At 66.3% G+C, this 13,619-nt stretch carries 10 protein-coding genes and 2 rRNA genes; 11 read left to right on the top strand and 1 reads right to left on the bottom strand.

Features of this window, described 5'->3' with window-relative positions; all coding sequences use genetic code 11:
* The first annotated feature begins 308 nt into the window (after window positions 1–308).
* Together BBA86_RS06780 and rrf are read left to right on the top strand one after the other, a co-directional pair.
* Window positions 309–3,415: ribosomal RNA gene (locus BBA86_RS06780) — 23S ribosomal RNA — on the top strand.
* Between the two features lie 98 nt (window positions 3,416–3,513).
* A 5S ribosomal RNA gene (gene rrf, locus BBA86_RS06775) occupies window positions 3,514–3,630 on the top strand.
* A 152-nt stretch (window positions 3,631–3,782) separates the two neighbouring features.
* On the opposite strand, the gene BBA86_RS14685 is transcribed toward rrf, so the two are convergent.
* The gene (locus tag BBA86_RS14685; RefSeq protein ID WP_223247043.1) at window positions 3,783–4,835 is read right to left on the bottom strand and encodes a hypothetical protein; all 1,053 of its coding nucleotides are present in this window, start codon (window positions 4,833–4,835) and stop codon (window positions 3,783–3,785) included.
* Between BBA86_RS14685 and BBA86_RS14680 the strand changes: the two genes are divergently transcribed.
* The 9 genes from BBA86_RS14680 (at window position 4,794) to xerD (ending at window position 13,514) form a co-directional block, all read left to right on the top strand.
* Window positions 4,794–5,495: a hypothetical protein gene (locus BBA86_RS14680; RefSeq protein ID WP_223247042.1), complete on the top strand. Its 702-nt coding sequence runs from the start codon at window positions 4,794–4,796 to the stop codon at window positions 5,493–5,495. The two genes, BBA86_RS14685 and BBA86_RS14680, sit on opposite strands and share 42 nt — an antisense overlap.
* Window positions 5,495–6,526 (top strand): HAD-IIA family hydrolase, encoded by a 1,032-nt coding sequence (locus BBA86_RS06765; protein ID WP_065570868.1) that lies wholly within the window; start codon window positions 5,495–5,497, stop codon window positions 6,524–6,526. Before BBA86_RS14680 ends, BBA86_RS06765 begins: the two co-directional genes overlap by 1 nt.
* Window positions 6,527–6,582: 56 nt before the next feature.
* Window positions 6,583–6,747 (top strand): hypothetical protein, encoded by a 165-nt coding sequence (locus BBA86_RS14555; protein ID WP_189318428.1) that lies wholly within the window; start codon window positions 6,583–6,585, stop codon window positions 6,745–6,747.
* Window positions 6,744–7,550 (top strand): TlyA family RNA methyltransferase, encoded by an 807-nt coding sequence (locus BBA86_RS06760; protein ID WP_065570867.1) that lies wholly within the window; start codon window positions 6,744–6,746, stop codon window positions 7,548–7,550. Before BBA86_RS14555 ends, BBA86_RS06760 begins: the two co-directional genes overlap by 4 nt.
* A complete protein-coding gene (locus BBA86_RS06755; protein ID WP_065570866.1) occupies window positions 7,547–8,467 on the top strand; it encodes an NAD kinase in 921 nt (306 codons plus the stop codon). The genes BBA86_RS06760 and BBA86_RS06755 overlap by 4 nt, the downstream gene beginning before the upstream one ends.
* Window positions 8,464–10,158, top strand: a complete 1,695-nt coding sequence (gene recN, locus BBA86_RS06750; protein WP_065570865.1) for a DNA repair protein RecN — start codon at window positions 8,464–8,466, stop codon at window positions 10,156–10,158. The genes BBA86_RS06755 and recN overlap by 4 nt, the downstream gene beginning before the upstream one ends.
* 71 nt (window positions 10,159–10,229) lie before the next feature.
* A complete protein-coding gene (locus tag BBA86_RS06745) occupies window positions 10,230–11,930 on the top strand; it encodes a CTP synthase (protein ID WP_065570864.1) in 1,701 nt (566 codons plus the stop codon).
* Window positions 11,931–11,933: 3 nt separating this feature from the next.
* On the top strand, window positions 11,934–12,584 hold the full coding sequence (locus BBA86_RS06740; protein ID WP_065570863.1) for an NUDIX domain-containing protein: 651 nt from the start codon (window positions 11,934–11,936) through the stop codon (window positions 12,582–12,584).
* A 6-nt stretch (window positions 12,585–12,590) separates the two neighbouring features.
* The gene (gene xerD, locus BBA86_RS06735; RefSeq protein ID WP_065570862.1) at window positions 12,591–13,514 is read left to right on the top strand and encodes a site-specific tyrosine recombinase XerD; all 924 of its coding nucleotides are present in this window, start codon (window positions 12,591–12,593) and stop codon (window positions 13,512–13,514) included.
* The last annotated feature ends 105 nt before the right edge of the window (window positions 13,515–13,619 follow it).

Here is a 13,619-nt window from a genome sequence, read left to right as displayed (position 1 = left end):
GAGCTCATGGGTGGAACATTTGACGAGGTGTCGGAGGGTGACTTCCGGATTTAGTACGACCTTCGGGTTTGGAACGGTTCGGGGTGAGGCTTCTGGCACATGCACGCTGTTGGGTCCTGAGGGACCGGATGGAAGTCCGAACCTCTGGGCCTTTTCTTGTGCCGGCGTTGCTGGTGCGGAGGAGGTACCGCCCGTACTTTGAGAACTACACAGTGGACGCGAGCATCTTTGAACTGATCTTTGATCGGTTCAGAAAGATGATCTTAAAGATCATTAGTCAATTTCGATTGACGATTCAACTCATGTGATTTCAAGTCTTTAAGAGCAAACGGTGGATGCCTTGGCATCTGGAGCCGAAGAAGGACGTAGCAATCTGCGATAAGCCTCGGGGAACTGATAAGCAAGTTTTGATCCGAGGATGTCCGAATGGGGAAACCCCGCCAGGGCGCGTGCGTACCTGGTGACTCCCGCCTGAATATATAGGGCGGGTAGAGGGAACGTGGGGAAGTGAAACATCTCAGTACCCACAGGAAGAGAAAGCAACCGCGATTCCGTTAGTAGTGGCGAGCGAAACCGGAACAGGCTAAACCGAGTACGTGTGATATCCGGCAGGAGTTGCGTATTCGGGGTTGTGGGACTTTTCAGATAGTTCTGCCGAACTGTCGGCGTTACAAGAAGGTATAGGCGAACCGCATTGAAAGGCGGGTCATAGAGGGTGCCAACCCCGTAGTCGAAATGCTTCTCTTGACGCGAAGAGTATCCCAAGTAGCACGGGGCCCGAGAAATCCCGTGTGAATCTGTCAGGACCACCTGATAAGCCTAAATACTCCCAGATGACCGATAGCGGACAAGTACCGTGAGGGAAAGGTGAAAAGTACCCCGGGAGGGGAGTGAAATAGTACCTGAAACCGTTTGCTTACAAACCGTTGGAGCCTCCTTAGTAGGGGTGACAGCGTGCCTTTTGAAGAATGAGCCTGCGAGTTAGCGATATGTGGCGAGGTTAACCCGTGTGGGGTAGCCGTAGCGAAAGCGAGTCTGAATAGGGCGATTCAGTCGCATGTCCTAGACCCGAAGCGAAGTGATCTATCCATGGCCAGGCTGAAGCGACGGTAAGACGTCGTGGAGGGCCGAACCCACTTAGGTTGAAAACTGAGGGGATGAGCTGTGGATAGGGGTGAAAGGCCAATCAAACTTCGTGATAGCTGGTTCTCTCCGAAATGCATTTAGGTGCAGCGTTGCGTGTTTCTTGCCGGAGGTAGAGCTACTGGATGGCCGATGGGCCCTACAAGGTTACTGACGTCAGCCAAACTCCGAATGCCGGTAAGTGAGAGCGCAGCAGTGAGACTGTGGGGGATAAGCTTCATAGTCGAGAGGGAAACAACCCAGACCACCAACTAAGGTCCCAAAGCGCGTGCTAAGTGGGAAAGGATGTGGAGTTGCTGTGACAACCAGGAGGTTGGCTTAGAAGCAGCCACCCTTGAAAGAGTGCGTAATAGCTCACTGGTCAAGTGATTCCGCGCCGACAATGTAACGGGGCTCAAGCACGCCACCGAAGTTGTGGCATTGACATTATTGGTAGGCCTTCGTGGTCCAGCCGTGTTGATGGGTAGGAGAGCGTCGTGTGGCCAGCGAAGCGGCGGTGTGAACCAGCCGTGGAGGCTACACGAGTGAGAATGCAGGCATGAGTAGCGAAAGACGTGTGAGAAACACGTCCTCCGAAAGACCAAGGGTTCCAGGGTCAAGCTAATCTTCCCTGGGTAAGTCGGGACCTAAGGCGAGGCCGACAGGCGTAGTCGATGGACAACGGGTTGATATTCCCGTACCGGCGAAGAACCGCCCAAGCTAATCCAGTGGTGCTAAGAGTCCTAACCCGGCTGAGTGGATCCCTTCGGGGTGAAGCCGGCCGGTCTAACGCTCGACCCCGTTCTGGTGCGGCTAGCGTATTAACAGGTGTGACGCAGGAAGGTAGCCCAACCCGGGCGATGGTTGTCCCGGGGCAAGTGCGTAGGCCGAGAGATAGGCAAATCCGTCTCTCACATAGGCTGAGACACGATGCGGATAAAAAGTGGGTGATCCTATGCTGCCAAGAAAAGCATCGACGCGAGGTTCTAGCTGCCCGTACCCCAAACCGACTCAGGTGGTCAGGTAGAGAATACCAAGGAGATCGAGAGAATCGTGGTTAAGGAACTCGGCAAAATGCCCCCGTAACTTCGGGAGAAGGGGGGCCATCCACTTATACGGACTTGCTCCGGAAAGGGTGTGGTGGCCGCAGAGACTAGTGGGTAGCGACTGTTTACTAAAAACACAGGTCCGTGCCAAGTCGCAAGACGATGTATACGGACTGACGCCTGCCCGGTGCTGGAAGGTTAAGAGGACCGGTTAGCCGTAAGGCGAAGCTGAGAATTTAAGCCCCAGTAAACGGCGGTGGTAACTATAACCATCCTAAGGTAGCGAAATTCCTTGTCGGGTAAGTTCCGACCTGCACGAATGGCGTAACGACTTCCCAACTGTCTCAACCGCGAACTCGGCGAAATTGCATTACGAGTAAAGATGCTCGTTACGCGCAGCAGGACGGAAAGACCCCGTGACCTTTACTACAGCTTGGTATTGGTGTTCGGTGTGGCTTGTGTAGGATAGGTGGGAGACTTTGAAGCGGTGACGCCAGTTACCGTGGAGTCATTGTTGAAATACCACTCTGGTCACTCTGGATATCTAACTTCGAACCGTAATCCGGTTCAGGGACAGTGCCTGGTGGGTAGTTTAACTGGGGCGGTTGCCTCCCAAAAAGTAACGGAGGCGCCCAAAGGTTCCCTCAACCTGGTTGGCAATCAGGTGGCGAGTGTAAGTGCACAAGGGAGCTTGACTGTGAGACTGACAGGTCGAGCAGGGACGAAAGTCGGGACTAGTGATCCGGCAGTGGCTTGTGGAAGCGCTGTCGCTCAACGGATAAAAGGTACCTCGGGGATAACAGGCTGATCTTGCCCAAGAGTCCATATCGACGGCATGGTTTGGCACCTCGATGTCGGCTCGTCGCATCCTGGGGCTGGAGTAGGTCCCAAGGGTTGGGCTGTTCGCCCATTAAAGCGGTACGCGAGCTGGGTTTAGAACGTCGTGAGACAGTTCGGTCCCTATCCGCTGCGCGCGTAGGAAATTTGAGAGGATCTGACCCTAGTACGAGAGGACCGGGTTGGACGAACCTCTGGTGTGCCAGTTGTTCTGCCAAGAGCACCGCTGGTTAGCTACGTTCGGGATGGATAACCGCTGAAAGCATCTAAGCGGGAAGCCGGCCTCAAGATGAGATTTCCATACCTTCGGGTGAGAGGCTCCCAGCCAGACTACTGGGTTGATAGGCCGGATGTGGAAGCGTGGTAACACGTGAAGCTGACCGGTACTAATAAGCCGATGACTTGATAACACACCGTTTAGGTGCTTGCGTCCACTGAGTGGTTCTCGATGTACGGTCGAGAACCGCATAACGAATAATCGTTGTGCAGACTGAAACATCAATAGTGTTTCGGCGGCCATAGCGTGAGGGAAACGCCCGGTTACATTCCGAACCCGGAAGCTAAGCCTCACAGCGCCGATGGTACTGCAGGGGGGACCCTGTGGGAGAGTAGGACACCGCCGGACTTCTTTCGTGAAATGGCCACCCAGAGTTGGGTGGCCATTTCTCGTTAACGCGTACGTGAGAGGACAGACAGATGACGGACGAGCAGCGCCCAGACACGTCGGGCGGCAAACGGAAGTTCACACCTGCTTCCTCGAGTTCGCGCGACGAGCGTTCACGGGAACGCGGGCGCCCCGCGAGCGGGGACGGTGACCGTCGTCCGTTCGAACGCCGCGACAGCGAGCGCGGTCACGCGCCCCGCCGCGATGGGGACCGTCCGTCGTATCCGAAGCGTGACGGTGAGCGTCGTCCGTACGAGAAGCGCGACGGCGAACGTCGTTCCTACGAGAAGCGTGACGGCGACCGCCCCTCGTATCCGCGGCGTGATGGTGACCGTCCGTCGTACCCGAAGCGTGACGGTGAGCGTCGTCCGTACGAGAAGCGTGACGGGGACCGTCCCTCGTACCCGCGCCGCGATGGCGACCGTCCCTCCTACCCGCGCCGCGATGGCGACCGTCCGTCGTACCCGAAGCGTGACGGTGAGCGTCGTCCGTACGAGAAGCGCGACGGGGACCGTCCCTCCTACCCGAAGCGCGACGGGGACCGTCCCTCGTACCCGCGGCGTGATGGTGACCGTCCGTCGTACCCGAAGCGTGACGGTGAACGTCGTCCGTACGAGAAGCGCGACGGGGACCGTCCCTCCTACCCGAAGCGCGACGGGGACCGTCCCTCGTACCCGAAGCGTGACGGTGAGCGTCGTCCGTACGAGAAGCGTGACGGTGACCGACCCTCGTACCCGCGCCGCGATGGCGACCGTCCCTCCTACCCGCGCCGCGATGGCGACCGTCCGTCGTACCCGAAGCGTGACGGTGAGCGTCGTCCATACGAGAAGCGCGACGGTGAACGTCCGTCGTACCCGCGGCGTGACGGAGACCGTCCGTCGTACCCGCGGCGTGACGGAGACCGTCCGTCGTACCCGCGCCGTGATGGCGACCGTCCCTCGTACCCGCAGCGTGACGGGGAGCGGCGGGCCTCTCGGCCGCCGCAGGACTCCGACCGTCGGAGTATGCCGGCCGGCCCGGTCGTCCCCGATGAGGTCACGGCTCGTGATCTCAACGGTTCGGCGCGCAATGAACTGAAGACCCTGAGCAAGGACAATGCCGAGCAGGTCGCCCGGCACCTGGCCATGGCCGCGCGTCTCATCGATGACGATCCTGCTCTGGCCCACGAGCACGCACTGGCGGCATCCCGTAGCGCAGGTCGCATCGCGGTGGTCCGTGAGACCGTCGCGATCACGGCGTACGCCGTGGGAGACTTCGCTCTGGCCCTTCGGGAGCTGCGGACGTTCCGTCGCATCTCCGGGCGCGACGATCAGATTGCGCTCATGGTCGACAGCGAGCGCGGCGTCGGACGTCCCGACCGCGCGCTCGAGGTTGGTCGTGCCGTCGATCGCGCGTCGTTGCCGACCGACGTGCGCGTCGAACTGGCGATCGCGATGTCGGGTGCCCGCCTGGATCTCGGTCAGCCTGATCGCGCCCTCCAGGAGCTGGACATCCCCGAGCTCGACCCTGACACCGCTTTCCCGTGGAGCCCGGGTCTGTTCGCAGCACGCGCTGCCGTTCTCGAAGAGCTGGGCCGGGACGACGAGGCAGCGCAGTGGCAACGCCGTGCCGATATCGCCGCCGCGGCGCTGGGTGAGATCGATGCCGACTCGGAGACGATCGAGATCGACGAGATCGATGAGATCGAGCTCGACGACGACGTCGACGACGACGTCGACGACCAGGTCGACGACACTGACGGCGATGACCTCGACGACGCTGATCGTGAAGACGCGGACGACGAACCGGCATCCGTTCGGAAGGATGACGAGGAGGAGCGGTCCTGATGGGGCTCTTCTCCCGCACGCGCCGCACGCCTCTCGACGGCGTCGACCTGGTCCTCGCCGACCTCGACGGCGTGGTCTATGCGGGAGACACGGCGATCCCGCACGCCGTGGCGAGTCTGACGAGCTCGCGGAACGATCGGCCACTCGCGTACATCACGAACAACGCCTCGCGGCGCGACAGCGTCGTGGCCGCCCACCTCACCGAGCTGGGTCTGGCGACCGATCCCCACGAGGTCGTCACGAGCCCGCAGGCCGCCGTCCGACTGCTGCGCGACAAGGTCCCGGCAGGCGCCGCGATCCTCGTCGTCGGCGGCGACGGGCTCGTCTTCGAGCTCGAGAAGGCCGGCTACGCCGTGACGCGGAGTGCGGATGATCGTCCCGCCGCCGTTGTCCAGGGTTTCGCTCCCGACGTAGGCTGGGCACAGCTCGCCGAGGCCGCGTACGCGCTCGCTCTCCCCGAGGAGGAGGGCGGAATTCCTTGGATCGCCACGAACACCGACTGGACGATCCCGCAGTCGCGCGGCATCGCGCCGGGCAACGGGACGCTCGTCTCGGCCGTGCACACCGCCGTCGGGCGGCTGGCGACCGTTGCCGGCAAGCCGGAGCGACCGATCTTCGACGAGGCGGTCGCGCGGTTCGGAGCGCGGCATCCGCTGTTCATCGGCGACCGACTCGACACCGACATCGCCGGCGCGCAAGCCGCAGGGATCGACTCCGTCCTGGTCCTCACTGGGATCGACCGGCCCAAGCACGTCCTCGCCGCGCCGAACTCCTCGCGACCGACCTACATCGTCGGCGATCTGCGAGAGCTCCACGAGCCGTATCCCGAAACGGTCGTGAAGGGCGATGTGACAACCGTCGGCTCCGCCTCGGTGCGGATCGACGGACCCGACGTGCGCATCGTCGCCGAGGGTGATCGCCCGATCGATCTCGTGCGCGCGGGCGCCGCCGCGATCTGGGGCACTGGACGGGCGATCTACGGCTTCCGGGTGCCCGAGCGGCTCTACGCCGACCCGTTCCACCGCCGCTGACGACGGCGCCGCCGCGTTCACGTCCGTCGTCATCCGGGCCGCGTAGGGTGGGGAACATGTCGATCGATGCCGCTGACGGCGACCCGCGCCGCGAGGACCTGCTCTCGACGCTCGAAGTGATCGAGGACCAGCCGCTGGGGGAACGGGCAGCCGCATACACGCTGCTGCACGACGAACTCGCGAAGCGTCTCGAATCGGGTCCGCGCGACCCGAACGCATGAGCACTCGGCTGGACGCGGCGATCGCCGCCCGCGGACTCGCGCGCAGCCGCACGCATGCGGCGCAGCTCATCGACGCGGGACTGGTCACCGTCGATGGCGAGCCCATCGTGAAGGCGTCGGTCAAGGTCGGCGACGAGCAGCACATCGAGGTCGCGGCATCCGACCACTACGTCAGCCGCGCCGCCCACAAGCTCCTGGCCGCCCTCGATGCGTTCGGGGTGGACCCGCACGGGCGCGTCGCGCTGGACATGGGAGCCTCGACCGGAGGGTTCACCCAGGTGCTCGTCGAGCGGGGCGCCGCTCGTGTCCTCGCCGTCGACGTGGGGCACGGGCAGCTCGCGGCGGAGATCGCCGCCCTTCCGCAGGTCGCGGTGGTCGAAGGCTTCAACGTCCGGCACATGACGTCCATGTCTCTCGCGGACGCGAGTGGCGTCGCCGAGGTGCCGACGCTCGTGACGGGGGACCTGTCCTTCATCTCACTCACGCACGTGCTCCCCGCCGCCGCATCGGTCTGCGCACCGGCATCCGATCTCGTTCTGCTCGTGAAACCGCAGTTCGAAGTGGGCCGCACGGGTGTGCGGGAAGGACTGGTGACGGATGCCGGGCGTCGAGCCGACGCCGTGGCGACCGTCCTGTGGTCGGCGTGGGATGCCGGCCTCGGAACGCACGGGGTGATCGCGTCGCCGATCGCCGGGACCCACGGGAACCGTGAGTTCCTCATCCACCTGCGACCCGGGACGACGAACCACGTCAATCCGACACAATGGTTGGACACCGTGAACCGACTGGCGGGAGCCGCATGACCGACGCGACGCGCAACATCCTCGTGGTGGCGCATGCGCTGCGTGAGAACACCGTCGCCGGCGCCCGGCGCGTCGTCGCCGCCGTCGAGGCTGCGGGGCTGCGTCCGGTCGTCCCCGGTGATGACCCCGAACTCGCGGCGGCACTCGGAGACCTCGACACGGCGGTCCTCGGCGAAGACGGCATGGACGTCTCCGACGTCGAGATCGCGATCGTCCTCGGCGGCGATGGCACGATCCTCCGTGCGGCCGAGCTGGTGCGGGCGGCATCCGTTCCCCTGCTGGGGGTCAACATGGGCCACGTGGGATTCCTCGCCGAGCTCGAAGCCGACGACGTCGACGAGGCGATCGGCCGCGCGCTGGCGCGTGACTACGAGATCCACGAGCGGATGACGCTCTCGGTCGAGGTCCGCAACGCCGACGGGGATCTCGTGTACTCGACCTGGGCGCTCAACGAGGCGACCGTCGAGAAGGCCTCACGAGAGCGCATGCTCGAGGTGATGATCGAGATCGACGGCCGACCGCTGTCGTCCTTCGGGTGCGACGGCGTCGTGGTGGCGACTCCCACCGGGTCGACCGCCTACAACTTCTCGGCCGGCGGCCCCGTTGTCTGGCCGTCGGTGCAGGCGCTCTGCCTCGTGCCCCTGTCGGCGCACGCCCTGTTCGCCCGGCCCCTCGTCCTCGGACCCGAGACGTCCGTGTCGCTCGACGTCCTCGAGCGCAACCAGGGCCGTGGTGTGCTGTGGTGCGACGGCCGCCGCTCGCACGACCTGCCGCCCGGTGCACGCGTCTCGGTCGGGCGGTCGACGCAGCCCGTCCGGCTGGCGCGCCTGCACCGATCGGTCTTCACCGATCGCCTGGTCCGCAAGTTCCAGCTCCCCATCGCGGGGTGGCGGGGCGATGCGGAGGGAGCGCTGTGATCGAGCAGATCCGCCTGCGCGACCTCGGAGTGATTGCGGGGGCGACGCTGCCGATCGGTCCGGGGTTCACCGCGATCACCGGTGAGACCGGGGCCGGCAAGACGATGGTCGTCACGGGTCTCGGCCTTCTGCTCGGAGCGCGGGCGGACTCCGGAGCCGTGCGCGCCGGAGCGGATCAGGCGGCGGTCGACGGCGTGTGGATCGTTCCCGAGGACGGACCGGTCGTCGAACGGGTGCGGGATGCCGGGGGCGACATCGAACCACTCGGAGACGGCAGCGCGGAGCTGTACCTCGGTCGCACACTGTCGAGCGAGGGCCGCAGTCGCGCCACCGTGGGAGGTCGAACGGCGCCCGCCGGCGTGCTCGCGGATCTCGCGGACCAGCTCGTCGTCGTGCATGGACAGTCCGACCAGCTGCGGTTGACGTCGGCCGCCGCGCAGCGCGATGCGCTCGACCGGTTCGGCGGCGCCGAGATCTCGACGGCGCTGGAACGCTACCGCGCCGTGTGGGACGCGTGGCGCGCGGCGGCGGCGGAGCTCGAGACGCTGACGACCGAGCAGACCGCGCGTGCGCGCGAGGCGGAGCAGCTCCGGGAAGCGATCGCCGCCATCGAGGCGGTCGACCCGCAGCCCGGCGAGGACGTCGAACTGACGCAGCGCGCCGATCGGTTGGCGAACGTCGAAGAGCTGCGGGTGGCGGCGGCCACGGCGCACACGGCTCTCTCGAACGAAGACGATCTCCCCGACGTGCAGGAGCTCCTCGCCGAGGCGCGACGAGCTCTCGAACGCGCCGCCGGCACCGACGACGTGCTGCGCGGGCACGCCGCCGCGATCGAAGACCTCGGCTATCGCGTCGCCGATGTCGCGGGGGAGCTGAGCGGGTACCTCGCCGACCTCGACGAGGGCGGCCCGCACGAGCTCGCGGCGGTCGAAGAACGGCGCGCAGCGCTGGGGGCGCTCATCCGAGTGCACGGCTCGCTCGACGACGCCATCGCGCTTCTCGGAACCGGTTCCGCCCGGTTGGCCGAGCTCGACGACGACGGCGACCGCATCGAACGCCTCACCGCCGAACGCGATCGGCTCCGCGAGGAGCTCGACGCCCGCGGGGCGGAGCTGACGGACGCACGGCGGGCCGCGGCATCCCGTCTCGGCGACGCCGTCACCGAGGAGCTCCGTCACCTCGCCCTCCCCGACGCGCGGCTGACGGTCGCCGTCGACCCCGGCTCCGAGGCCGCTCACGGCCGCGATGTCGTGACGATCCAGCTCGCGCCGCATCCCGGCGCGTCTCCGCGTCCGGTCGCCCGCGGCGCGTCCGGTGGTGAGCTCAGCCGTGTCATGCTCGCGATCGAGGTCGTGATCGCGGGCACCGATCCCGTTCCGACGTTCGTCTTCGACGAGGTGGATGCCGGTATCGGCGGCGCCGCGGCGATCGAGGTGGGCCGCCGGCTTGCGAAACTCGCCGAGACGAGCCAGGTCATCGCCGTCACCCACCTGGCGCAGGTGGCCGCCTTCGCCGGCAACCACCTGTCGGTGGTCAAGTCGAACGACGGATCCGTCACCGCGTCGAGCGTCCGTCGCCTCGAGGGCGACGAGCGCGCAGCCGAGATGGCGCGCCTGCTGTCGGGAATGGCGGATTCGGATGCGGCGCTCGGTCACGCTCGCGAGCTGCTGGCGCTCGGACGCGCCCGCTGACGCGTCTTCCGCGGCGACACCCGGGCCGGCTCCGGACCGGGGGCTCGAGAGGGCTGATAGAGTGAAAGCCCGTGACGGACTCTTCGGGCGCGGGACGCAAAAACAACGACATCACCAAGCACATCTTCGTGACGGGTGGTGTCGTTTCGTCTCTCGGCAAGGGTCTGACCGCCGCCAGCCTCGGTAACCTCCTCACCGCGCGCGGCCTGCGCGTCGTGATGCAGAAGCTCGACCCGTACCTGAACGTCGACCCGGGCACGATGAACCCGTTCCAGCACGGCGAGGTCTTCGTGACCGACGACGGCGCCGAGACCGACCTCGACATCGGCCACTACGAGCGCTTCCTCGACATCGAGCTGAGCCAGGCCGCGAACGTCACGACGGGTCAGATCTACTCCGAGGTCATCGCCAAGGAGCGCCGCGGCGAGTACCTGGGCGACACCGTCCAGGTGATCCCGCACATCTCCGACGAGATCAAGCGGCGCATGCGCCTGCAGGCGAGCGAAGAGCCCCGCCCCGACGTGATCATCACCGAGGTCGGCGGCACGGTCGGCGACATCGAGTCGCAGCCGTTCATCGAGTCGGCGCGTCAGATCCGGCACGAGCTCGGCCGCGACAACGTCTTCTTCGTGCACGTCTCGCTGGTGCCGTTCATGGGTGCCTCGGGTGAGCAGAAGACCAAGCCCACGCAGCACTCCGTCGCGATGCTGCGTTCCATCGGCATCCAGCCCGACGCGCTCGTTCTGCGCAGCGACCGCCCCGTCACCGAGTCCAACAAGCGCAAGATCGCGCTCATGTGCGACGTCGACGAGGACGCGGTCATCAACACCGTCGACCTGCCGAGCATCTACGACATCCCCTCGACGCTCAGCGACCAGGGCCTCGACGCGTACATCGTGCGGCGCCTGGGCCTCGACGCCAAGGCGGGCGACATCGACTGGACCCGCTGGAACAAAGTCCTGAACGCGGTCCACAACCCCAAGCACGAGGTGACCGTCGGTCTCGTCGGCAAGTACATCGACCTTCCCGACGCCTACCTCTCGGTCACCGAGGCGCTGAAGGCCGGCGGGTTCGCGCAGGAGACGAAGGTCCAGATCGTGTGGATCCCGTCCGACCTGTGCGAGACGCCCGAGGGCGCCGCGAAGGCCCTGTCGGCCGTCGACGGCATCGTCATCCCCGGCGGCTTCGGCATCCGCGGCATCGAAGGCAAGCTCGGTGCGCTGAAGTTCGCCCGCGAGCAGGGACTGCCCACCCTCGGCATCTGCCTCGGCCTGCAGTGCATGGTCATCGAGTACGCGCGCCACGTCGCGGGCATCGAGGACGCATCCTCGAGCGAGTTCGACCCCGAGACCCCCCACCCGGTCATCGCGACCATGGCGGAGCAGGTCGACATCCTCGACCGCGGCGACATGGGCGGCACGATGCGTCTCGGCCTGTACGAGGCTGCGCTGGCCGAGGGATCCCTGGCCGCGGACCTGTACGGCTCGAACCGCGCCACCGAGCGTCACCGCCACCGCTACGAGGTCAACAACGCGTACCGCCAGCAGATCGCGGACGCCGGCCTCTGGTTCTCGGGGCTGAACCCCGACCTCGACCTCGTCGAGTACGTCGAGCTGCCGCGCGATGTGCACCCGTACTACATCGCGACGCAGGCCCACCCCGAGCTCCGCTCCCGCCCGACCGAGGCCAACCCGCTCTTCCGCGGCCTCATCGCCGCGGCGCTCGACCGGCACCGCTCGAGTGAGCTGTTCGACGTCGAGAACGAGGACTGACCTATGACGGATGCCGCGCCTTTGCAGGACGACGCCGTCACGGTTCGGGTCACGCAGACCGAGACGGTGTTCGAGGGGCACGTCTGGAACCTGCGCCGCGACGAGTTCGCGTACGGCGACGGGTCGATCGTCCGCGAGTACGTCGACCACTCCGGCGCGGTCGCGATCCTGGCACTCGACGACGAAGGCCGCGTCCTCCTCATCGGGCAGTACCGTCACCCGGTCGGGTTCCGCGACTGGGAGATCCCGGCGGGCCTGCTGGACGTGCCGGGCGAGGACCCCCTCGAAGCGGCGAAGCGCGAGCTCGCCGAGGAAGCAGACCTGACCGCCGAGCGGTGGGACGTGCTCTCCGACTTCTTCACGAGCCCCGGCGGCAGCGACGAGGCGATCCGCATCTACCTGGCCCGCGGGCTCGCGCCCACGCCCGAGGCGTTCGCGCGCACCGAGGAGGAGGCCGACATCGAGGTGCGGTGGGCCCCGCTCGATGAGGTCGTGGACGCGGTCCTGGCGCGGAAGCTCCAGAATCCGTCGCTCGTGATCGCGGCGCTCGCCGCAGCGGCCGGCCGCGCGCGTGAGTGGTCGACGCTCGGCGCGGCCGACGCGCCGTGGCCGGGGCGCTCGCGTCCGGTGGGCGCGGACCGTCCGCAGGGCTGAGATCCCGTGAGGCTCGCGCGCGCGGTCGACGCGTTCCTCCGGCACATCACCATCGAACGCGGGCTGTCGGCCCACACCGTGGCCGCCTACCGTCGCGACCTCGCCGGCTACCTCGCGTGGCTCGACGAGCGTGGCGTCGACGACACCGACGCCGTGACGGGGGAGCTCGTCACCGGGTTCGCCGCGGAACGCGCGGCATCCGACCCGCCGCCCGCTTCGACTTCGCTGGCGCGGCTGCAGTCCGCGATCCGCAGCTTCCATCGGTTCCTCGCCCGCGAGGGGATCGTGACAGACGATCCGACGACGAAGCTCCGCCCGCCGAAGGCACCGATGCGTCTGCCGAAAGCGTTGCCCGTCGACGACGTCCTCCGACTGTTGGATGCCGCCGGCCCGGCGCCCGAGGACGCCGCACCCGGCGAACTCATCGGCCTGCGGGATCGCGCGCTGCTCGAGCTCCTCTACGCGACGGGGGCACGCGTATCGGAGATCGTCGACCTCGACGTCGACGACCTGATGCACGGCGAGGTCCTGCGGGTGCGCGGCAAGGGGGCGAAAGAACGCATCGTCCCCGTCGGCTCGTACGCCCGGGCCTCGGTCGACGCGTACCTCACCCGGGCGCGCCCCGAACTCTCCCGGCGCGGAGGCGCGACACCGCGAGCGTTCCTCGGAGCGCGAGGCGCTCCGCTGTCGCGCCAGAGCGCCTGGCTCGTGATCCAGCAAGCCGCCGAGCGGGCGGGGATCACCGTGCACGTCTCGCCGCACACGCTCCGGCACTCGTTCGCGACCCACCTCCTTCAGGGCGGCGCCGACGTCCGCGTCGTGCAGGAGCTCCTCGGTCACGCCTCCGTCGCCACGACGCAGATCTACACGCACGTCACCGTCGACGCGCTCCGAGACGTCTACCTCACGGCGCACCCTCGAGCGAGGTGATCCGCGCTCCGCGCGTCCGGGGAGTCGCTCCACGGCGCGCCGCGACGGGATGACTAGACTCGGGTGAGCACGGCGAAGGCGGGAGATCAGTGGCGAGCAAGAGGA

Origin of the sequence: Microbacterium oleivorans (assembly GCF_001691565.1) — a bacterium.
Classification (GTDB): Bacteria; Actinomycetota; Actinomycetes; order Actinomycetales; family Microbacteriaceae; genus Microbacterium; species Microbacterium oleivorans_B.
This window is presented reverse-complemented; position numbering and strand designations above follow the sequence as displayed.

Bases quoted from the DNA above. Each gene is read 5' to 3' on its own strand.
- BBA86_RS14680 (WP_223247042.1), top strand. From the start codon at position 4,794: ATGGCCGCGCGTCTCATCGATGACGATCCTGCTCTGGCCCACGAGCAC.
- BBA86_RS06765 (WP_065570868.1), top strand. From the start codon at position 5,495: ATGGGGCTCTTCTCCCGCACGCGCCGCACGCCTCTCGACGGCGTCGAC.
- BBA86_RS14555 (WP_189318428.1), top strand. From the start codon at position 6,583: ATGTCGATCGATGCCGCTGACGGCGACCCGCGCCGCGAGGACCTGCTC.
- BBA86_RS06760 (WP_065570867.1), top strand. From the start codon at position 6,744: ATGAGCACTCGGCTGGACGCGGCGATCGCCGCCCGCGGACTCGCGCGC.
- BBA86_RS06755 (WP_065570866.1), top strand. From the start codon at position 7,547: ATGACCGACGCGACGCGCAACATCCTCGTGGTGGCGCATGCGCTGCGT.
- BBA86_RS06740 (WP_065570863.1), top strand. From the start codon at position 11,934: ATGACGGATGCCGCGCCTTTGCAGGACGACGCCGTCACGGTTCGGGTC.